The sequence below is a fragment of the Martelella mediterranea DSM 17316 genome, assembly GCF_002043005.1.
GTDB lineage: Bacteria > Pseudomonadota > Alphaproteobacteria > Rhizobiales > Rhizobiaceae > Martelella > Martelella mediterranea.
In genome coordinates, this window is the sequence record NZ_CP020330.1 from 559,685 (window position 1) to 579,510 (window position 19,826).

At 64.9% G+C, this 19,826-nt stretch carries 21 protein-coding genes; 11 read left to right on the forward strand and 10 right to left on the reverse strand.

What is annotated here, in order from left to right:
• Position 1: 1 nt before the first annotated feature.
• Genes Mame_RS02565 through Mame_RS02575 form a run of 3 tightly spaced genes read right to left on the reverse strand, consistent with a single transcriptional unit; the run spans position 2 to position 2,371 of the window.
• Entirely contained in the window at positions 2–784 is a 783-nt protein-coding gene (locus Mame_RS02565) for an enoyl-CoA hydratase/isomerase family protein (protein WP_018066290.1), read from the reverse strand.
• The gene (locus Mame_RS02570; RefSeq protein ID WP_018066289.1) at positions 781–1,755 is read right to left on the reverse strand and encodes an NAD(P)H-dependent flavin oxidoreductase; all 975 of its coding nucleotides are present in this window, start codon (positions 1,753–1,755) and stop codon (positions 781–783) included. The genes Mame_RS02565 and Mame_RS02570 overlap by 4 nt, the downstream gene beginning before the upstream one ends.
• Positions 1,745–2,371, reverse strand: coding sequence for a TetR/AcrR family transcriptional regulator (locus tag Mame_RS02575; protein WP_026173729.1), 627 nt, complete (start codon positions 2,369–2,371; stop codon positions 1,745–1,747). Before Mame_RS02575 ends, Mame_RS02570 begins: the two co-directional genes overlap by 11 nt.
• A gap of 191 nt (positions 2,372–2,562) precedes the next feature.
• Between Mame_RS02575 and Mame_RS02580 the strand changes: the two genes are divergently transcribed.
• Positions 2,563–3,324 (forward strand): SDR family NAD(P)-dependent oxidoreductase, encoded by a 762-nt coding sequence (locus Mame_RS02580; protein ID WP_018066287.1) that lies wholly within the window; start codon positions 2,563–2,565, stop codon positions 3,322–3,324.
• Between the two features lie 54 nt (positions 3,325–3,378).
• Here the strand turns inward: Mame_RS02580 and Mame_RS02585 are convergent, their stop codons facing one another.
• From Mame_RS02585 to Mame_RS02610, 6 genes are all read right to left on the reverse strand, one after another.
• Positions 3,379–4,296, reverse strand: coding sequence for an electron transfer flavoprotein subunit alpha/FixB family protein (locus Mame_RS02585; protein WP_018066286.1), 918 nt, complete (start codon positions 4,294–4,296; stop codon positions 3,379–3,381).
• On the reverse strand, positions 4,296–5,054 hold the full coding sequence (locus Mame_RS02590) for an electron transfer flavoprotein subunit beta/FixA family protein (RefSeq protein ID WP_018066285.1): 759 nt from the start codon (positions 5,052–5,054) through the stop codon (positions 4,296–4,298). The genes Mame_RS02585 and Mame_RS02590 overlap by 1 nt, the downstream gene beginning before the upstream one ends.
• Before the next feature lie 124 nt (positions 5,055–5,178).
• On the reverse strand, positions 5,179–5,994 hold the full coding sequence (locus tag Mame_RS02595) for an SDR family NAD(P)-dependent oxidoreductase (RefSeq protein ID WP_026173728.1): 816 nt from the start codon (positions 5,992–5,994) through the stop codon (positions 5,179–5,181).
• 10 nt (positions 5,995–6,004) lie between these two features.
• A complete protein-coding gene (locus tag Mame_RS02600; protein ID WP_018066283.1) occupies positions 6,005–6,976 on the reverse strand; it encodes an acyl-CoA dehydrogenase family protein in 972 nt (323 codons plus the stop codon).
• A complete protein-coding gene (locus Mame_RS02605; RefSeq protein ID WP_018066282.1) occupies positions 6,973–8,103 on the reverse strand; it encodes an acyl-CoA dehydrogenase family protein in 1,131 nt (376 codons plus the stop codon). The genes Mame_RS02600 and Mame_RS02605 overlap by 4 nt, the downstream gene beginning before the upstream one ends.
• Positions 8,104–8,110: 7 nt before the next feature.
• Positions 8,111–8,809: an SDR family NAD(P)-dependent oxidoreductase gene (locus Mame_RS02610; protein ID WP_018066281.1), complete on the reverse strand. Its 699-nt coding sequence runs from the start codon at positions 8,807–8,809 to the stop codon at positions 8,111–8,113.
• Positions 8,810–8,987: 178 nt separating this feature from the next.
• Here Mame_RS02610 and Mame_RS02615 point away from each other — a divergent pair, with 178 nt between their 5' ends.
• The 7 genes from Mame_RS02615 (at position 8,988) to Mame_RS02645 (ending at position 15,268) form a co-directional block, all read left to right on the forward strand.
• The gene (locus Mame_RS02615) at positions 8,988–10,142 is read left to right on the forward strand and encodes an acyl-CoA dehydrogenase family protein (RefSeq protein ID WP_018066280.1); all 1,155 of its coding nucleotides are present in this window, start codon (positions 8,988–8,990) and stop codon (positions 10,140–10,142) included.
• Complete coding sequence (locus Mame_RS02620) at positions 10,142–11,062, forward strand: acyl-CoA dehydrogenase family protein (RefSeq protein WP_018066279.1); 921 nt, start codon at positions 10,142–10,144, stop codon at positions 11,060–11,062. The genes Mame_RS02615 and Mame_RS02620 overlap by 1 nt, the downstream gene beginning before the upstream one ends.
• Positions 11,059–11,853: an enoyl-CoA hydratase/isomerase family protein gene (locus Mame_RS02625; protein WP_018066278.1), complete on the forward strand. Its 795-nt coding sequence runs from the start codon at positions 11,059–11,061 to the stop codon at positions 11,851–11,853. The genes Mame_RS02620 and Mame_RS02625 overlap by 4 nt, the downstream gene beginning before the upstream one ends.
• Before the next feature lie 27 nt (positions 11,854–11,880).
• Complete coding sequence (locus tag Mame_RS02630; protein ID WP_018066277.1) at positions 11,881–13,485, forward strand: AMP-binding protein; 1,605 nt, start codon at positions 11,881–11,883, stop codon at positions 13,483–13,485.
• An 83-nt stretch (positions 13,486–13,568) separates the two neighbouring features.
• Complete coding sequence (locus tag Mame_RS02635; protein WP_018066276.1) at positions 13,569–14,330, forward strand: IclR family transcriptional regulator; 762 nt, start codon at positions 13,569–13,571, stop codon at positions 14,328–14,330.
• A 21-nt stretch (positions 14,331–14,351) separates the two neighbouring features.
• Complete coding sequence (locus tag Mame_RS02640) at positions 14,352–14,837, forward strand: FAS1-like dehydratase domain-containing protein (protein WP_018066275.1); 486 nt, start codon at positions 14,352–14,354, stop codon at positions 14,835–14,837.
• Complete coding sequence (locus Mame_RS02645) at positions 14,834–15,268, forward strand: MaoC/PaaZ C-terminal domain-containing protein (RefSeq protein WP_018066274.1); 435 nt, start codon at positions 14,834–14,836, stop codon at positions 15,266–15,268. The genes Mame_RS02640 and Mame_RS02645 overlap by 4 nt, the downstream gene beginning before the upstream one ends.
• 11 nt (positions 15,269–15,279) lie before the next feature.
• Here the strand turns inward: Mame_RS02645 and Mame_RS02650 are convergent, their stop codons facing one another.
• A complete protein-coding gene (locus tag Mame_RS02650) occupies positions 15,280–16,053 on the reverse strand; it encodes a crotonase/enoyl-CoA hydratase family protein (protein WP_018066273.1) in 774 nt (257 codons plus the stop codon).
• A gap of 332 nt (positions 16,054–16,385) precedes the next feature.
• On the opposite strand from Mame_RS02650, the gene Mame_RS02655 reads away from it, so the two are divergent.
• From Mame_RS02655 to Mame_RS02665, 3 genes are all read left to right on the forward strand, one after another.
• A complete protein-coding gene (locus Mame_RS02655; RefSeq protein WP_018066272.1) occupies positions 16,386–17,609 on the forward strand; it encodes a C4-dicarboxylate TRAP transporter substrate-binding protein in 1,224 nt (407 codons plus the stop codon).
• Between the two features lie 95 nt (positions 17,610–17,704).
• Entirely contained in the window at positions 17,705–18,277 is a 573-nt protein-coding gene (locus Mame_RS02660; RefSeq protein ID WP_155122009.1) for a TRAP transporter small permease subunit, read from the forward strand.
• A complete protein-coding gene (locus tag Mame_RS02665) occupies positions 18,274–19,755 on the forward strand; it encodes a TRAP transporter large permease (protein ID WP_210162274.1) in 1,482 nt (493 codons plus the stop codon). Before Mame_RS02660 ends, Mame_RS02665 begins: the two co-directional genes overlap by 4 nt.
• The last annotated feature ends 71 nt before the right edge of the window (positions 19,756–19,826 follow it).

Here is a 19,826-nt window from a genome sequence, read left to right on the forward strand (position 1 = left end):
GTCAGCCTGCCGTAAAGTTCGGTTTACGTTTATTGAAGAAGGCCTCCAGCGCCTCGTCGAAATCCGGTTCCGCCGCCGAGGCGGCGAAGGCTGTGCGTTCGGCATCGAGGTGGGCGGCATAATGGGCGCGCGGTCTGCGGATCAGATCCCTGATCCGCGCCATTGCGCCTGCAGGGCCGGCTGCAAGCCGCGCGGCCAGTTGGTCCGTTTCCGTCGCGAGCGCCTCATCGGCGACGACGCGGTTCACGAGCCCCAGCCGCAGCGCTTCGTCCGCGTCGATGGTGGGCGAAAGCAGCATCAGTTCCAGCGCCTTGCGCGGCCCCACCAATTGCGGAAGGGCCCAGGTGATGCCGCAGTCGCCGGGTCCGGCGACCCGCACATAGGCCGTGGAGAGGGATGCGGACTGCCCCGCCAGACACAGGTCGGCGGCAAGCGCGACGCTCATCCCGGCGCCCGCCGCAACACCCTGGACCGCGGCGATCGAGACCGCCCGGCATTCGGAAAGGAGCGCCAGTCCCTCATGGATCGGCGCAATCAGTTCATGGGCAAAGCCGCTCCGGTCTTGGGCCTTGCGAAAGCTTGCAAGGTCGCCCCCGGCCATGAAGGCGCGGCCCGCTCCGGAAAGCACGATGACCCGCAGAGCGGGTTCGGCCGCGAGCGCGCGAACGCCGTCGCGAAACGCAACCGCCGTCGCGACATCCGCGGCGTTCATGGCCTCGGGACGGTTGAAGGTGATGCGCCCGACCCCGTCCGCGAAGGAGACCTCGACCGGCGCGTCGCTCACGACGCATCCTCCAGGAAAGGATCGCGCGCCGCCTGGCGCATCGCCTCGCGATATTCCGCAACCAGCGCCTCGGCGAGTTCGGCGGCGGGGCGCACATCATGGATGGCGCCGACGCCCTGGCCCGCCGACCAGACATTCTTCCAGGCTCTCGCCTCGTTGCGCATGTCGAGTTCCTGATGGTCCGGCAGATTGTCCGGATCGAGCCCGGCGGCAACGACGGAAGGCCGCAGGAAATTCGCGTGAACGCCGGAAATGTTCTTGGTATACAGCACGTCGGCGGCGCTTGAAGAGACCATCATCTGCTTTTGCGCGTCGCTAACCATGGCTTCCTCGGTGGCCATGAACCGCGTGCCCATATAGGCGAAATCGGCCCCCATCATCCGCGCGGCGGCGACATCGCGGCCGTTGCTGATCGCGCCCGCGAGGGCGACGATGCCATCGAAGAACGACCGGATCTCGCCGACCAGCGCGAACGGGCTCATCAGCCCGGCATGCCCGCCGGCGCCGGCGGCGACCGCGACGATCCCGTCCACCCCGGCCTCCACCGCCTTTTCGGCGTGGCGGGTGCGGATCACATCATGCATGATGATCCCGCCATAGGAATGGACCGCATCCACCACATCCGGCACGGCGCCGAGCGAGGTGATGACCAGCGGCACCTTGTGCTTCACCACGACTTCGAGATCGGCCGCAAGGCGGGGATTGGTCTTGTGCACGATCAGGTTGACGCCATAGACCGCCGCGCGCCCGACGGCGGCGCGGCGCTCCTCGATCATGGTGAGCCAGTCGGAAAACCCCTCGACGGTCCTCTGGTTCAAGGCCGGAAACGTGCCAATGAGGCCCTTGCCGCAACAGGCCGAGACGAGGTCAGGCCCGGAGGTCAGGAACATCGGCGATACGATGACGGGCGCACGCAGCCCCGCCGCGAACTTGTCGGGAACAGGCAGTTTGATATCCTCCTCAGGCTTCAAGGCCGGCCAGCAGCGTTGCCACCACGCCGTCCACCACGTCCCTGGCGGGCACGGCGCCGTCGGGATCGTACCAGCGGCCGATCCAGTTCAGCGCTCCTGTGATGGTAAAGGTGATCATCCGCGCATCCGTGCCCTTGATCGACCCGTCGTCGATCCCCTCCTGCACCAGCGAGCGCATGGTGAGATCGATCTCGCGCTTGAGCGCGCGAAAGGTCGCGCGGCTTTCATCGGAAAGCTCGAAATCGCCGGTGCGCGTGATGATCCGGCCGAAATCCTGGGTCATGATCATGCCGTAGCGGCGCATGACCTGCGCCAGCCGCCACAGGCCGGGACCGCGCTCTCGGGACGCCTCTACGGCGGCCTCGCTGAGAGCCTCGAGGCCCCGCCGCACGCAGGCGAACAGGACTTCGTCCTTGTTCCTGAAATAGTGATAGATCGTCGGCTTGGTGACGTTGAGTTCGGCCGCCACATCGTCCATCGAGGTCGCCACGAAGCCCCGCGCGTTGAAATGGCGCACGGCCGTTTCAAGCACAGCCTCACGCTTGCGCTTTTGAATGTTCGCCCTGTCCTTGAGGCTCCCCCACGGGGACGGGTTTGGTCGATCCTGCGCGCTCATGGGCTCTCCAACCTTGCTTGGAACCTATGGTTACTCTTGAGTATATTTCTCGTCAATCCCTAAAGCTCTAATTACCACCCTTTACGAGCCTCCTCGTTGCGGACACATCGTGAGCAGAAATATTCTTGTCAGAAACAATCTTACTCTATAGTAATATTTCCAGAGTTATGGCCGAACAGGGAGGGTCGCATATGGAAATCCAGGGACAATCGGCAATCGTGACCGGGGGCGGCTCCGGGCTCGGCGCGGCGACGGCGCGGATGCTGGCCGATGCCGGGGCCAAGGTGGCTCTTCTCGACTTCAACATCGAAGCGGCGGAGCAGCACGCGGCAACCATTGGCGGGCTCGCGCTGCGTTGCGACGTATCCGATGGCGCCTCGGTCGAGGCTGCGTTCAACGCCGCCATAGCAGCCCACGGCGCGCCTCGCATTCTGGTGAACTGCGCCGGCATCGCCCCGGCACAGAAGATCGTTTCGAGCAAGGGCACGATGCCGCTCGATGCCTTCGTCAGGGCGATCAACGTGAACCTGATCGGGACCTTCGCCACACTGCGCATGCTGTTTGAAGCAGCCGCCGGCGAGACCCCGCTGGAGACCGGGGAACGCGCGGTCGCGGTCAACACCGCGTCGATCGCGGCCTATGAGGGCCAGATCGGTCAGACCGCCTATGCTGCCTCGAAAGGCGGGGTGGTGGGGTTGACGCTGCCCGCCGCGCGCGAGGGCGCATCACTCGGCATTCGCGTCTGCACCATCGCGCCCGGTATCTTCGAGACGGCGATGCTGAAGAGCCTGCCACAGGCGGCGCAGGAGAGTCTGGGGCAGTCGGTCCCCTTCCCCTCGCGGCTCGGCCAGCCGGAGGAATATGCAAGGCTCGCGCGCTTCATTATCGAAAATCCGATGCTGAACGGCGAGGTCATCCGCCTCGACGGCGCGCTGCGGATGGGCCCGAAATAGGCCGGACGGACCGGGCGAGAGCCCGGCCCTTCACGGGAGGGGCTGCGATGCCCCTCAGAGTTTCTCGATCAGTTCGGGAACGGCGGTAAAGAGATCCGCGCACAGGCCGTAATCGGCGACCTGAAAGATCGGCGCTTCCTCATCCTTGTTGATCGCGACGATGATCTTCGAATCCTTCATGCCCGCAAGATGCTGGATCGCACCCGAGATGCCGACGGCAAGGTAGAGATCGGGCGCGACAATCTTGCCGGTCTGGCCCACCTGGAGATCGTTCGGGGCAAATCCGGAATCGACGGCGGCGCGCGAAGCGCCAACGGCGGCGCCCAGTCTGTCCGCCAGTTCGCCGACCAGGGCGAAGTTCTCTTCCGAGCCAAGACCGCGGCCGCCCGAGACCACGATACCGGCCGAGGCCAGTTCCGGACGGTCGCTTTTGGCGACCTCATCGCCAACCCAGGAGGACAGTTCAGAAGCTACAGGCACGTTGACCTCGGACACCGCCGCCGAACCGCCGTCGCCTGCCGGATCGAAGGCGGCGGTGCGAATCGTCATCACCTTCTTTTCGTCCCTGGACCGTACGGTCTGGATCGCGTTACCCGCATAAACGGGACGCTCGAACGTATCGGCATCGACGATGCGGGAAACGTCCGGGATCACCATCACGTCCAGCAGCGCCGCCACGCGCGGCATGATGTTCTTCGCATCGCTGGTGGATGGCGCGACGATGTGGGTGAAATCGCCGGCGAGCGACGCGATCAGGTCGGCGACAGGCTCGGCCAGGCGATGGGCGAGGCTGTCGCCATCGGCCACGATGACGCTCGTCACGCCGGCAATCCCTCCCGCCGCCTTGCCCGCTGCGCCATCAGTGCAGAGCACCGTAATGTCTCCGAGCGGCTTTACCGCATTCACCGCCCTAGCGGTCGCGCCAACGTCCAGTTTGCCGTCTTTCACTTCCGCAACAACAAGAACAGCCATCAGATAACCCCCGTTTCCTTGAGTTTCGCCGCCAGTTCATCGACATTGGCGACCCTTATGCCCGCCGAACGCGCGGCCGGCTCGGCCGTTTTCACAATCTCGAGCCGCGGCGTGACATCGACGCCGTAATCGGCGGCGGTCTTCTCCGTAAGCGGCTTCTTCTTGGCTTTCATGATGTTGGGCAGGGAGGCGTAGCGCGGCTCGTTCAGCCGCAGATCCGCGGTGACGATCGCCGGCAGCCTGACCTCGACGACCTGAAGTCCGCCATCGACCTCACGCGTGACCCTGGCGGCAGCGCCGTCGAGTTCGAGCTTCGAGGCGAAGGTCGCCTGTCCCCAGCCGAGCAGCGCCGCCAGCATCTGGCCGGTCGCATTCATGTCGTTGTCGATCGCCTGCTTGCCGGCGATGACCAGCATGGGCTGTTCTTCGTCGATCACGGCCTTCAGGATCTTGGCCACCGCCAGCGGCTCGATGTCGGCGTGCACGTCATCGGCGGCTACGACCAGTATCGCCCGGTCCGCCCCCATGGCCAGAGCGGTGCGCAGGGTTTCCTGCGCCTGCTTCACGCCGACGGAGACCGCAACGACTTCCTCGGCTTGCCCAGCTTCCTTGAGACGGATCGCCTCTTCCAGGGCAATTTCGTCGAACGGATTCATCGACATCTTGACATTGGCAAGATCAACGCCAGACCCATCGGCTTTTACCCTGGCCTTGACGTTATAGTCGATCACGCGCTTCACGGGCACGACGACTTTCATGGCATTTCCTCATTCGTTTCCGGTGGATTGAAATTCAGCTCCCGTCGCCGGAGCGCCGAAGCATCACTTTGACAGGGCAGGACGGCTCGCCCACGGCGGCCGCAATCATGGGCCGCCGCCGGGATCAGGTCCGGCGCGGCTTGCCCGAATGCGTCCAGTCCGGCGTGTTGATGACGCGCTCGGCCGTCAGCGCTTCCTCGGACAGATATTTCGTGGTCGTCCAGCCGCCATCCACCGCCAGCACCTGGCCGTTGATCCAGCCGGAGGCGGGCGAGGACAGGAAATACACCGCCTCGGCAACATCCTCGGCCCGGCCCATGCGATTGTGAGGCGTCATGTCGCGGTTCATTCTCAGGAAGCCCTCATCTTCCAGCCGGTGATTGGTCATCGGCGTCGGGATCACGCCTGGCGCGACCGAATTGGTGCGAACGCCGGACGATCCGTACTGTGCGGCCAGATGCCGGGTGAGCCCGTCGAGCCCGGTCTTGGCGGCGCTGTAGGCCCCGCCGCGCAGCCCGCCGAGGATGGCATAGGTGGACGAGATGTTGACGATCGTCGCCTCATCGCCGAAGGCCTTCAGCGCCTCGCGGCACAGGCGGAACGGCGCGCGCAGCATCAGGCCCAGGAAATAGTCGAGGGTCTCGTCATCCGTTTCGTGGACCGGTTTCGGGCTTCCGATCCCGGCATTGTTGACCAGATGGTCGAGCCGGCCGAACCGGTCGAGCGCTGTCGCCACCGCCTTTTGCGGCGCATCGTCCGCCATCACATCGAGCGAAACGGTTGCGAGCCGCTCGCCGTATTCGGCGCAGGCGGCCTCGAGTTCCCCAAGCTTTTCGGCGCTGCGGCCGACGCCGACGACGGCGCACCCGTCTTGAAGAAAGCGGCGGGCCGTCGCAAGTCCGATGCCGCTCGAGGCGCCGGTAATCAAGGCTACACGCATGAAGTCCTCCCTAAGCTCTGGAAAATGCCACCAGCGGGGCCGGCAGGTCGAGAAGCGGCTGCCCCTCCCCGAGGCGGCCGAGAATATGGGCCTGCTTCACGAAACGATGGGCGTCCGCCTCGTCCGAAAAGCCGATGCCGCCGTGAATCTGGACGCAGAGCGAGGCGTTGGCGAGCGCGGTCTTCGGCGCCAGACGCCTCAACGCCGCCACCTGGAAGGCCGCGTCCTCGCGCCCGTCCGAAAGCGCGAGCGCGGCCATGTCCAGTAGCGCGGAGATACGCTCGGTCCCGACCGCCATATTGGCGCAATGGTGCTTGATGGCCTGAAAACTGCCGATCACGCTGCCGAACTGGCGTCTGATCCCGGCATATTCGACCGCCATGTCGCGGGCGGCCTCGGCTACGCCCAGGAGCTGTGCGCTGACCAAGAGTGACGACAACAGGAGAAGCCCGGCCTCGTCGGTTTCCGCGATCGCCTGTCCGTCATTCGCGGGCATGCGCGCGATGGAAAGGTCGTGCCCCAGCCCCGCCTCCGGCGCGGCGTCGGCGATCCGAACGAGTTCAAGACGTTCCGCCCCGAACACCAGCGCCATCCCGGCCTGCGCCGGATCGATCAACAGATAGCCGTTGCCGCTGCGCACGGCCGGCGCGACCGCCGTCTCACCCGCTGCGATCGCCGCCATCAGCGCATCGTCTCCGCTGGACGCGGCAAGCCGTACGGCAAGTGCTGCGGCAAGGCTGCGGGGCGTAAGCAGGTGCCGCCCGAAGAGGACATGCACCAGCGCCTCCTCGACGATCCCGAACCCCGCCCCGCCCTGCTCTTCCGGCAGTCCAAGCAGAAAAGCGCCGAAACCGGACGCTTCGGCAAGATTGTCCGAAGCGCCTTCGCGCAGTCGCGCGAGCGGATAGCTGCCGGCGAGCATGGCTTCAGCGGCATCAAGGATCTGGCGCTGGTCAGCGTTCCGGTTCAGATCATAGCTCATGCGCGCTTCTCCCGGGGCAGGCCAAGCAGGCGTTCCGCGATAATGTTGCGCTGGATTTCGGCCGTGCCGCCGGCGATGGTCTCGCTGAAGGATTCCAGATAGAGATGGCTCCAGTCGCTGTCGGCCAGCGCCTCGGCGCCGAGGCATTCCATCGCGGTCTCGCTGATTTCCCGCGCCAGTTCGGCAAAGCGCAGCCGCATGAGCGAACCCTCCGACGGATTGGCCTGATCGCGAAACAGGGTGCGATAGGTGATCGCCCGAAGCGCAGCGGCCTCGGCGCGAAGGTCGGCAAGCCGCTCCGCCATGGCGCTGCCGGGCTTCGGCGCGGCCATCGCGATCAGGTCCTCCAGCCGCACCGACAGGTCGAGCTGCATCCCCATCGCCGCCGTCTTCCGCTCGAAACCGAGCGTGGTCATGGCCGTGGCCCAGCCATTGTGCAGACCGCCGACCACGCTGGAAAGCGGGATGCGCACATCGTCATAGAACACTTCCGCGAAATGCACCGTTCCCGCCATGTTGCGGATCGGGCGCACGGTGATGCCGGGGCTTTTCATGTCGCAGATCACCCAGGACAGCCCCTTGTGCCGCTTCGACCCCGGTTCAGTGCGGATCAACAGTTCCTGATAGTCAGCAATATCGGCAAAGCTGGTCCAGATCTTCTGGCCGTTCACGACGAGATCGTCGCCATCCACGACCCCGGTCGTCGACAGCGATGCGAGATCGGAGCCGGCGTTCGGCTCGGAAAAACCCTGACACCAGATTGAGCGACCTTCCAGAATCTGCGGCAGATGAAACGCCTTCTGCTCTTCCGTGCCGCAGGCAATCAGCGTCGGCCCGGCATGGTTGAGCGCGACAAAGGTGCAGTCATGCACCGAGGGCGCGCGGGCGCGGACATATTCCTCGTACCAGATCACCAGCTTGTCGGGACCAAGCCCCCGCCCGCCATAGTCCGCCGGCCAGCCGATCCCCGACCAGCCGCCGGAATGGCATTTCGCGACCCAGTCCAACGCATATTGGCGCGAGGCCGCACCATCGCGCGGGGCCGGGCCCGCCGGCACGTTTTCGGAAAGCCAGGCGCGCGCCGCCGCGCGGAAACTGATATGATCTTCGGTATCTTTCAGATGCATTTCATCCTCACGTGATCCATCCTCCGTTCACGCTGACATCGGTACCGGTCATGTAGCTTGCGCCGTCCGATGCGACAAAGGCGACTACACGCGCGATCTCCGCCGGCTCCGCCCATCGTTTCATAGCCACATTTTCCATCTGGCGCGCCATCTGCGCCGGATCGACATCGCGGGCGATGGCCGTGTCGGTGATCCCCGGCGAGACCGCATTCACGCGGATGCCATGGGGCGCCAGCGCCCGCGCCAGGCTCTTGGTCAGGCCGACCACGGCGGCCTTGCTCGTGCCGTAGCTGATCAACGGGCTGCCGATCGTCGCCGCCAGCGAGGCGACGTTGACGATCACCCCGCCGCCGCGCTCGGCCATGCCCCGCGCCAGATATTGCGACAGAACGAACGGCGCGCGAACATTGACCGCCATGGCCCGGTCGAAATCGGCAAGCGTCGTGTCGAACACGCCGCGCTTTTCATAAAGCCCGGCGCAGTTAACCAGACAGGCCACCGGCCCGTCGCGATCGAGTTCCGGCAGCAGACGCTGGAGCGCATCCATGTCCGTCAGATCGCAGGCGAGGAACCGATCCGAGGAAGGCCAGTCCTTCGGGGTCGTGCCCTGGCCGAGCCCGATGATCCGGTCGCCCCCGGCCCGGAGCGCCTCGCAAATCGCACGGCCGATGCCTCCCGCACAGCCGGTTACGACGCTGGTCCGCATGTCGCCCTCTCTCTTAAAATCCACATTATGGAACGATACTTGAAAGCGTTCATCTCGTTTTCTTTCACGCTAGTGAATGATTTCATGGTTTTCAACATATTCCGCCACTTGACACCAAAAATCTTTCAAATCACTATTCCCGCAATACGGAACGTCTGCTGTCCGCAGGGAGGAAGCTTTGGATTTTGATTGGAGCGACGACAATCGCCGCTACCGGGCGCGTGTCCGCCATTTTCTTGAACAGGAACTCCCGGCGGAATGGCCGGAGATCGCCCGGCATGGCCCGGGTTCCAAGGAACAGACCGAATTCAGTCTCGACTTCTGCCCGAAGCTGGCAGAGGCGGGATTTCTCGTGCCGCATTGGCCCGAAGCGCTTGGCGGCGCGAACGGCACCGCATGGGAACATCTGATTCTCGGCGAGGAAATGTGGGCGGTTGGCGAGCCGCGCGGCGGACAGTACATGAATGTGAACTGGATCGGCCCGACGCTGATGCGTTACGGCAGCGAGGCGCAGAAGGACCGCTATCTTCCGCCGATGGCCGCGGGCAAGGCGATCTGGTGCCAGGGCTTCTCCGAGCCCAATGCCGGCTCCGACCTCGCTTCGCTGCGCACCCGCGCGGAACGGGATGGCGATCACTATGTGATCAACGGCACGAAGATCTGGACATCCTATGCCAGCCTTGCCGAAACCTGCTTCCTGCTGGTGCGCACCGGGCCGCTTTCAGCGGGGAAATCCGCGATCGCGATCCTGCTTGTTCCGATGGATACGCCCGGCATCGAGGTGCGCGCGATCCCGAGCCTTGTCGGACATGGCGATATCCACGAGGTGTTCTTCACCGACGTGCGCGTGCCGGTTTCAACGCGGCTCGGCGAGGAAGGCCAGGCCTGGGAAATCATCAACTATTCGCTGACCAACGAACGGGTCGGCATTCCCCGCTACGCGATGTCGTCACGGGTGCTCGGCCATATCGTTGCCGACCTGAAGCGACAGGACCGCTTCAACGACGGCGTGGTGCGCATGCGGGCGGGCGAAGCCGCGGCGGCCTGCGAGGCGGCCCGGCTTCTGGTCTACCGGCTCGTGGACATGCGCGCGCGGGGACAGACGCCCGGGCCAGACGCCAGCCTTGCCCGCGTGGCGACGGTGGCGGCCGATAACGCGGTGCTCGATTTCGCGCTCGATTTCCTGCCCGAATTCACCACCGGCAACGTCTATCCCGAATATCTGGCGCATCATGAACGGGCGATCGTCGCGGGCATCGCCTCGGGTGCGACCGAGATCCAGCTCAACCTGATTGCCCAGCGCCATCTAGAACTGCCGAGGGGGCCACGCTGATGTATTTCGAACCGAACGAGGACATGACCGCGCTCCTGTCCGGCCTTGAACAGATCGCCCTTGGCGAGGGCACCGAATGGGAGCCCTCGGGCGACTGGAGCCGGCAGGTCTGGTCGCACACGCTGGACCGGACGCTGGATGAGAACGGCTATTATGACGCCGGCGCGGAGGAAAGCCTTGGCGCCATCGCCGCCGCCGCGATGATATGGCGGCTGTCGCGGCTGTCGGTGAATATCGAGGCCGCCGCCTCGGCCATGCTGCGGCCGGCGCTTGGCGAGGACCTGCCGCGCCCGATCGCGGTGATGACCGACCGACGCGGCGGGGCCGTGCGCTTCCTGCCGATGGCGAAGGCTGTGCTGCGCATCGATGACGATGGCGTCCATGCCGCCCTGCTATCCGATGGCGATGTGCGCGAGCTGCCGACCATCAACGCCTATCCCATGGGCGAGATCGTCAACGATGCGCTGGAATGGCGCCGCCTCGACGCCGATGCCGGGCGGATCCGCGACCTGTGGCGGATTGCCGTTGCCGCCGAACTGGCGGGCGCGATGCGGGGCGGGCTCGATGCCGTCATCGCTCACGTCAAGGACCGCGAACAGTTCGGCCGGCCGCTCGGAGCCTTCCAGGGCGTTCAGCACCGCCTCGCCATGGCCTCGGCGCGGCTCGAACCCACCTACTGGCTGACCCTCAAGGCCGCGCAGGAGCTCGACAGTGCCGACGCCGCGATCGCGCTCGGCTATACCGCGTCAATTTCCACGCAGATCGTCTATGATCTCCACCAGTTCATGGGCGCGATGGGTCTGACGCTGGAACATCCGCTCCACCGCTGGACCTACCGGCTCCGCCACCTGCGCTCCGAACTGGGCGGCGCATCGACGAATTTGCAACTGGCCGCCGATCGGCTCTGGAGGAATGCATGACGAAACTGCCCGAATTCGAGGCCCTGCTGCTGGAGCGCAAGGGCCGCCGGCTGACGATTAGCTTCAACCGTCCCGATGTGCTCAACGCCTTCGGCCAGGTCATGCATCAGGAATTCGTCGAAGCCCTGCAATTCGCCGGGCGCGATCCGGGTTCCGACGTCATCGTGCTCACCGGCGCCGGACGGGCGTTTTCCGCCGGCGGCGACCTCAACCGGATGGAAGAGTTGATCGCCGACCCCAGCGAATTCGACCGTGAGGCCGCCGATGCCAAGCGGATCGTGTTTTCACTCCTCGACATCGAAAAGCCGGTAATCGCGCGCGTCAATGGCGCAGCCGTCGGGCTGGGCGCGACCATCGCGCTGTTCTGCGACCTGATCTTCATCGACGAGAAGGCCAAGATCGGTGACCCCCATGTCAAGGTTGGCCTTGTGGCCGGCGATGGCGGCGCGATCATCTGGCCGCAACTCTTGGGCTTTCCGCGGGCCAAGGAATTCCTGATGACCGGGCGTCTCCTGACCGGGGCCGAGGCCGCAAACCTCGGGCTGGTGAACTACGCCCTGCCCGCCGAGGAGCTCGACGCGCGCGTCGATGAACTGTGCGAGGAGCTCCTTTCGGGCAATACCGAGGCAATCCGCTGGACCAAGGTGACGGTGAACCTCGAACTAAAGCGCATCGCCCATGCGCTGATGGACCCCGGCATCGCCTACGAATCCGTTTCCGTGCGCACCGAGGCGCATCGCCGCGCCGTTCACGACATGAAGGCCCGGATAGCCGCCAAGGCCAAGGAATAGGCGCGGTTGCGACCAGAAAGGCAAGACATGAACGTTCTGGACAAAAGACTAGCCGAGCTGAAAGCGGCGGGACGGATCCTGCCGGCCGACGGCGAAAGCCTGGGGGCCATCGCGCTCGCCAAGGCCGAGGCCGATCCCGAACGGATCGTCGTGATCGACAGCGAACGCACGCTTTCTCGCGGCGAGATAGTGGATCTGGCGCTTCGGCTTGGCGGCGGATTGCTGGCGCGCGGCCTGCGGCCCGGCGACGCAATCGGCTTCCAGTTGCCCAATTGGTGGGAGGCCTGCGTCATCAACATGGCGGCGGCGCTGTTCGGTTTCCGGATCGTGCCGCTCATGACGATCTACCGCGCGGCAGAGCTGCGGCATATGCTGCCGACCTGCGGCATTCGCGCCGTGTTCATACCGGAAATGCTGGGCCGGACGGACTTTCCCGCGCTTCATGCCGGGCTGGACGGGCTCGATCACATGGTGCTCACGGTGCGCGCCGGCGAAGCATCGCCCGACAGTTTCGAGGCACTGATTGCGACGCCGCCCGCCGAGCCGAGCCTGCCCGATTTCAACGACATCAAGACCGTGTTCTTCACATCGGGCAGCACGGGCATGCCGAAAGCGGTGCTGCACAGCCATGCCTCGATGGACTCCTTCGTGCGCTCGACCAGCGCGTTCTGGGGCATCACCGGGCAGGACCGGTTCTACATCCCTTCGCCCATCGGACATATCGGCGGATCGATCTATGCCTTCGAGTTTCCGTGGATTTCGGATATCACCGCGATCCTGACGACGCGCTGGGACCCCGATCTTGCGGTCGCCGAGATCGACGCCCACCGCGCGACCTTCATGGCAGGAGCCACCCCCTTCCTCGTCAATCTCATCGCGGCTTCCGAGCGCGCCGATACCCGCCTGCCCAGCCTGCGCCGCTTCATCTGCGGCGGGGCGAGCGTACCGCCGCAACTGATCCGGCGCGGGCTCGAGCGGTTTGCCAACGCAGTGGTCTCGCGGGCTTACGGATCGAGCGAGGTTCCGGTTGCCTGTCCCGGCATCAGGACCCGCGCCGAGGCCGAGGCTTTCGCCGAGACCGATGGCGAGATCGAGGCCGAGATGCTGATCCTCGACCCCGAAGGCCGAGTCGTGGCCGACGGCGAGATCGGCGAGATCGCCGCCCGCGCGCCGCGCATGCTGATCGGCTATCTCGACCCTGCCCATGAGGAGGGCAATTTCCGACCGGACGGCTATTTCATGATGGGCGATCTGGGTCGCCGGATCGAAGGACGTTTTCTGGAAATCACCGGACGGACCAAGGACATCATCATCCGCAAGGGCGAGAACCTCAGCCCGCTCGAAATCGAGAATGCGCTGATGCAGCATCCCGCCGTCCGGCAATGCGCGATCGTCGGCATACCGGACGAGGAACGTGGGGAGATGGTCGTGGCCTTCGTGGTGCCGCAGGCTGGCTACCATTTCGACTTCGCTATCATGGATGCGCATCTGACGGAATTCGGCCTTGCCCGCCAGAAATTTCCCGAACGGCTCCATGTCGTGGAGGAGTTGCCGACCACCGCGATCGGCAAGGTCAGGAAATCCGACCTGCGCGAGATCGCGATCGGCGAGGCCGATACGGTCGAAAGCTGAGGTGCGGCTCTCGTCCGGCTTGTGGCGGCGAAGCCGGGCGTCTAGAACATGGACCGATCCGCGCAACATGGAGGACCGAACCATTGTCACAGGAGGGAACACAGGCGATCCGCCGCGCCGTCGCGATACTGACGCGCATCGCCCGCGCGACCGAGGACGCTCCCGCCACGCTGAGCGCGATCGCCACGAGTTTCGACCTGCCGAAATCGACGGTGCACCGGATCCTCAAATCGCTGACCGACACCGATCTCGCCACCTACGACCCGGTCACGCGGCGCTACGGGATCGGCCTTCTGTGCTACGAACTCGGGCTTGCGGTGACGGACCGTGTCGTCGATATCGCCGGACTGCGCTCGCTGCCCGAGCGGCTTGCCAGGAAGACCGGCATCACCGCCTATCTGATGCGCCGCTCCGGGCTCGAAGCGGTCTGTCTCGCCAAGGCGGAAGGCACGTCGGTGATCCGCGTCATGCCCGTGGATGTGGGGCAGCGACGGCTGCTGGGCGCGGGTGCGGGCGCGACCGCGCTGCTTTCGGAACTCGGCGATGCGGATGTCGAGCGGGTGCTGGCCGCCATCAAGCCGGAACTCGGCCAGTATGCCGACCTCACGGTCGAGAACATCCGGCAGAACGTTGCGAAGGCCCGGGCCGCCGGTTATGCGATCAGTGACCGTCAGGTCTATTCCTCGACCTTCGGCCTCGGCATGTGCATTCCCGCGAGCGTTGGGCCGCCGGGCTTTGCCGTATCGCTTGCGGCTTACGGGCCAGACGCGACCCCGGAGAATGTGCGCGAATGGATCTCGGTCATGTCAAGCGAGATCGCACGGTTTCGCGACGAGCGGGCCTGACACAATGTCTTCGAGGGCGTCATGACCGGCTGGCATTTCAGGCGCGACGCGCTGGGCCGGGAAGTCGGCCCCTATTCCTGGACAATTGAGGCCTGCCGCATTGCCGCGCTCTGCGAGGCAATCGGCGAAAGCTCGGAGATTCACTTCGATGAGGAGGCCGCGCGCCGGGCCGGTTACGCCGGCATCGTGGCGCCGCCGACCTTCGCCCATGTAATCGACGAGGAAACCGCCCGGCAGGCGCGGGAGCAGGGAAACCCGACCGTTCTGGACCTCATCGGCGCCGATCTGCGCCACATCGTGCACGGATCCGAAACCTATGATCTGTTCGCACCGATGCTTTCCGGCGACACCGTGACGATACGCCACCGGATCGACGGTTTCGAGCTGAAGAAGGGCGGCGCTCTCGACCTTGCGCGCGTCACCTCGCGGATCGGGCACCCCGAACGCGGACTTCTGACCACACTGAGCCGCATTTATATCCACGTCCGGCCAGAGGGGGCGGCATGACCGGCGCGCTGGCCGCGGCCCGTGTTGGCGATGCGCTGCCCGAACTTCGCTTCGGCCCGATCACCCGCGACCGGCTGGCGCGTTTCGCCAGGGCCTCGGGCGATCACAACCCGATCCACCTCGACAGTGATTTCGCCCGCGCCGCCGGCGCCGATGAGGTGTTCGGACACGGAATGCTGACGATGGGCGTCCTGACCCGGCTCGTCTCCGGCTGGTACGGGCAGGCCGCGCTCCGCCAGCTCGACCTTCGCTTTCTCGCCAAAACCCCGTTGGGCGCGACGCTGGCGTGCACAGGAACCGTGACCGACCGGCGTGACGACGCCGACGGGATCCGCCTGACCCTTGCGATCGCCGCTGCGCTTGAGGACGGCACTACGGTGCTCGCCGGAACCGCACTTGTGGCGCTCCCGCAACCGGGCGAAAGCGCCTGACGACTGCCGGCCTACCGACCCTGCCATTTCGGCGGGCGCCTCTCGGCGAAGGCGAGCGCGCCTTCGCGCGCATCCAGCGACGAGGCCAGATGTCCGCCGATCGCCTGATGCCGGGCCGTCTTCTCCTCGAAGCTCCAGTCGTGCTGGCTTGCGATGACGGCCTTGCTCACCTCGACGCCGAGCGGGCTGTTGGCCGCGATCTGTCCGGCCAGCGCCAGCGCCTCGGTCAGCGCATCTCCCGGCGCACACAGCCGGTTCACCAGGCCGAGTTCATATCCCCGCTCGCCGGTGATCGGCTCGCCGGTCAGCGCCATTTCCATCGCGACATTGACCGGCACCTTGCGCGGCAGATGAAACAGCCCGCCGCCCAGCGCCGCCAGACCGCGCTTCACCTCCGACAGCCCTAACCGCGCATCGCGCGCGGCGACGATCAGGTCGCAGGCAAGCGCCGCCTCGAAACCGCCGGCGCGGGCATCGCCCTCCACCGCTGCAATGACAGGCTTGCGGAAGCGATGATGCTCGAGCCCCAGGAATCCCCACGGATGGACGGAGGGAATGCCCTCGGCGACAAAGGCCTTGAGGTCCATGCCGGAACAGAACGTGCCACCCGCCCCCGTCAGGATCGCCACCCGTAACTTGGGGTTCCGATCGAAAGCATCCATCGCCGCGACGGCCTGTTCGTTCATCGCCCGGTTGACCGCATTGCGCGTCTTCGGTCGATTGAGCGTGATCACCGCTATCGCCCCGCGCATCTCCACCTCGACCACCCTCTCTTCTTTCGTCATTCTTCCTCTCCCATCCCGCGCGCCTCGCTCCACCGCCCGCGGCGCCATCATAAATATGTACCATAATATGGAATACACGAACAGCCTCTCATGGAGCGCTTGACAACACAAGCGCTTCAATGAGACCGCTGGATAAAGTCAATCCGCGATGCCGCCTGCAACATTCCTCATGTTTATTAGGTATCTCGCCGTTTTCATGCAGCAGAGACGCACCGTCCGCGTTGCGTCAAAGCCTTTTTCGACTTGTTCTATATAATGGTATATGATAAGCGGAGGGTGGAGGTCGGCGCGTTCATCACCTTTTCGCGCCGAAGGCACTCAGGGAGGAATGAATGCATCTCACGAAAATGACGGGCGTACCGTATCTTGCCGCCGTTTCGGCCATCGCACTTGTCATCTCCGCCGGCGGCGCACATGCCGCCGAGCAATGGCTTGAGGATCTTGAGCCGCAGACGCTGAAACTGGCCGATTTTTCCGGCGACCAGAACGCCAATTTCGGCGCTGCCATGGTGAAGTGGGAAGAGGCCATCACCGAATTCACCGAGGGCAAGATCACCTTCGAAAACTACTGGTCGGCCTCGCTGCTGGGCGCGCTGGACACGGCCGAGGGGGTTGCCGACGGCGTGGCGGATATCGGTCTGGTTCTGGCAAGCTACATTCCGCAGGAATTCCCGGTCGGCGCCTGGTTCTATGGCTTCGGCTCGGCGCTTACCGGATCGACCGTGCACGATGTCGCCGCCGGCGGCGCGACGGCTCTGGAGACCGCCTATACCTTCCAGCCGCTGATCGACGAATTCGCCGAGCACAATCTCAAGATATTGCAGACCACGTCGACCCCGCCCTACAACCTTCTCTGCAACACGCCCGTCTCGACGCTTGAGGACGCGAAGGGCAAGCGGATGCGCACCAGCGGCCCGGTCTGGGCCGATGAGGTCGCCGCCATCGGCGCCACATCCGTCAGCATCGCCTTCAACGAGACCTACGAAGCCCTGCAGCGCGGCGTGATCGACTGTATTGGCCAGAACCCTTATCAGCTCGCCAGCGCGATGACCTACAAGGACGTCGCCAAGGAATATGTCCCGGTGACCCTGTCGCACATGCAGTCCTCGGCCTGGGTGATGAACCTTGACACCTGGAACAGCTTCCCGCCGGAATTGCAGGCCTTCATCAACGAACAGAACATCATCGCCGCCAGCAATATCTGGAAGACCTATCTCGAACTCGAGGCCAAGGTCGGCGACCTGATCACCGCCGAGGAAATCCGCGTCAACGACGTGTCCGAACTGGAGCCGGTGATCGCCGAACAGCGCGCCAAGACGGTTGCCGCCATGGCCGAGACCGCGCCGCCGGCGATCGAGAACCCGCAGGAGGAGGTCGATCGCTATCTGGAACGGCTGGACTACTGGCGCCAGGTGCTGATCGATCAGGGGCACCCGATTGCCGAACGCTCGCCCGCCGCGATCATGGACGCCTTCACAGGTCTGAGCGACGTCGACCTTTCCGGTTTCATCGAGACCTACAAGGAAGAAGCCGGGCCGGTGATCATCGGCCAGTAATCCGGGCGCGGACCTTCCCGGCCGGTTCCGCCGGCCGGGGATTTTCGGCATACTCGTCCGTCGTATACGTCCTTGACTGAGGGGCTCGAAACACCATGACCGGATCGCCAGAGGCGCAAACGTCACAGACGGCCGAGAAGCTGCCATTGCCGATCAGGCTGATCGACGGATTGTCCGGCTTGTCCGCGGCGCTGGCCGCAGCCGGGTTGGTGCTGCTGGCGTTGAACGTGTTCCTCGACGTGCTGGGGCGGACCTTCCTGCACCGGGCCATTCCGGGGACGATCGACATGACGATCAACTGGTGGATGCCGATGCTGGCATTGCTGGCCTTCGGCTACACTGAAAAGATGCAGGACCACATCAAGGTGACTGTGCTGCTGGATTCCCTGCCCATCGGGTTGAGGCGCGCCATTGAAGGGGTTTTCAGCCTGCTCGCAGCCGTCCTGCTGATGTTTCTGGCCTATTATACCTGGGTTGACGCCGCCCGCAGCGCCAAGATCGGCGAGACCACGTCGTCCTCGCCGCCGGTGATGATCTGGCCGTTCAAATTCGTGGCGGTCGCAGGCGTCATCGTCCTGTCGCTGCAACTGCTGGCGACCGCCTGGCGGAATTTCAGCGGCCGGCTGCCAAGAGAAATAGATTTCGACGTCGACGAGGCCGCGTTGTGACAGCAGACAGCATCGATCCTTCCGCACGGGAGAAACGCGGCGCCCGCCCCGCCGTGGCAGTGTTCATCGTGATGATGGTTCTGGCGCTCGGCGCCACCGGGGCGCTGCTCTTCGGCGACCTTTCCAAGCAGATGTCCGGCATCCTGGTGATCCTGCTCAGCATCATTCTCCTGCTGATGGGCATTCCCGTCGGCGTGGCGATGCTGGGGGCGGCGCTTCTGGGGCTCTACTCGCTGGCGGGCCTGCGCGTCGTGACTTCGTCGATGAAGTCGGTTGCGTTCGATTCCGTCGCATCCTGGTCATACAGCGTGATCCCGATGTTCATCCTCATGGGCATGATCCTGTGGAAATCGGGCCTGACGTCGAACGCCTTCGAAGCGGCGCGGCGCTGGTTCGGCTGGATGCCGGGCGGCCTGGCCGTGGCCACCAACACCGCAGGCGCGGTCCTGGCGGCAAGCAGCGGAAGCACAATCGGCATCACCTTCGCGCTCGGCCGGGTGTCGATTCCCGAAATGCTCAAATCGGGTTACGATCCCCGGCTTGCGGTCGGCAGCGTGGCGGCCGCAGGCACGCTGGGCCAGATCATCCCGCCCAGCCTGCTGCTTGTGATCTACGCAGGCGCTGCCTCCACGCCCGTCGGCCTGCAATTGCTTGCCGGCTTCGTGCCAGGCTTGCTGCTGGCGGGCAGCTTTTCCGCGATGATCATAATCCGAGCCATGGTGACGCCGGGCCTCGCCCCGGCGGTAGACATGAGCGGAATTACCTGGCGCATGCGCATGGCGTCGCTTATCGACATCGCTCCGATTGGCGTTGTCATCCTGTGCGTGGTCGGCGGCATTTTCGCCGGCATCTTTACGGCGACCGAAGCCGGTGTCTACGGCATGATCGCCTCGCTGATCTTCGGCAGCGCCTCGATGCTGTGGCGCGGACAGGGACCCCGCGACGTGCTGGTCATGATGCGCGAATCGCTGCTCGGCGCGCTGACGGGAACCGCCGCCGTCTTCCTGCTGATCGTCGGCATCGCGGTACTGACGCGGGCAATGGCGCTCAGCCAGCTTCCCAACACCATCGCCGGACTGATCCTCGATCTCGGCCTCGGAAAGACCGAATTGCTGCTGCTGCTGATCCTCGTCTACCTGTTCCTCGGAATGTTCATGGACACGCTGGCGATGATGCTGCTCACCATCCCCGTCCTGCTCTCGCCGCTACAGGCCGTCGGCGTGGACCCGCTCTGGTTCGGCGTGTTTCTCGTGGTGATGGCCGAGGTCGGGCTGCTGACGCCGCCGCTCGGGATCCTGTCATTCGTGGTCCATCGGATCGCATCGGACCCGGCGGCCAATCTCGGACGTCCGATCTCGCTTCCCCAGGTGTTCGCGGGCATTGCGCCCTTCGCGCTGACGGCGATGGCATTCCTGCTGCTGCTGATCGCCTTTCCGGAAATAGCGACCTGGCTTCCGGAAACGCGGCTATCGCGATAGCCATCGCACGAGGGATCTCCGGCCAAGCCGGTGCGCCCATCCCGTAAAGCTTAAAGAGCGGTTGCGCATTC

Coding starts and splice junctions, on each gene's coding strand:
- Mame_RS02575 (WP_026173729.1), bottom strand. CDS start 2,371: ATGAGCGCGCAGGATCGACCAAACCCGTCCCCGTGGGGGAGCCTCAAG.
- Mame_RS02580 (WP_018066287.1), top strand. CDS start 2,563: ATGGAAATCCAGGGACAATCGGCAATCGTGACCGGGGGCGGCTCCGGG.
- Mame_RS02585 (WP_018066286.1), bottom strand. CDS start 4,296: ATGGCTGTTCTTGTTGTTGCGGAAGTGAAAGACGGCAAACTGGACGTT.
- Mame_RS02590 (WP_018066285.1), bottom strand. CDS start 5,054: ATGAAAGTCGTCGTGCCCGTGAAGCGCGTGATCGACTATAACGTCAAG.
- Mame_RS02595 (WP_026173728.1), bottom strand. CDS start 5,994: ATGCGTGTAGCCTTGATTACCGGCGCCTCGAGCGGCATCGGACTTGCG.
- Mame_RS02600 (WP_018066283.1), bottom strand. CDS start 6,976: ATGAGCTATGATCTGAACCGGAACGCTGACCAGCGCCAGATCCTTGAT.
- Mame_RS02605 (WP_018066282.1), bottom strand. CDS start 8,103: ATGCATCTGAAAGATACCGAAGATCATATCAGTTTCCGCGCGGCGGCG.
- Mame_RS02610 (WP_018066281.1), bottom strand. CDS start 8,809: ATGCGGACCAGCGTCGTAACCGGCTGTGCGGGAGGCATCGGCCGTGCG.
- Mame_RS02620 (WP_018066279.1), top strand. CDS start 10,142: ATGTATTTCGAACCGAACGAGGACATGACCGCGCTCCTGTCCGGCCTT.
- Mame_RS02625 (WP_018066278.1), top strand. CDS start 11,059: ATGACGAAACTGCCCGAATTCGAGGCCCTGCTGCTGGAGCGCAAGGGC.
- Mame_RS02630 (WP_018066277.1), top strand. CDS start 11,881: ATGAACGTTCTGGACAAAAGACTAGCCGAGCTGAAAGCGGCGGGACGG.
- Mame_RS02640 (WP_018066275.1), top strand. CDS start 14,352: ATGACCGGCTGGCATTTCAGGCGCGACGCGCTGGGCCGGGAAGTCGGC.
- Mame_RS02645 (WP_018066274.1), top strand. CDS start 14,834: ATGACCGGCGCGCTGGCCGCGGCCCGTGTTGGCGATGCGCTGCCCGAA.
- Mame_RS02650 (WP_018066273.1), bottom strand. CDS start 16,053: ATGACGAAAGAAGAGAGGGTGGTCGAGGTGGAGATGCGCGGGGCGATA.
- Mame_RS02655 (WP_018066272.1), top strand. CDS start 16,386: ATGCATCTCACGAAAATGACGGGCGTACCGTATCTTGCCGCCGTTTCG.
- Mame_RS02660 (WP_155122009.1), top strand. CDS start 17,705: ATGACCGGATCGCCAGAGGCGCAAACGTCACAGACGGCCGAGAAGCTG.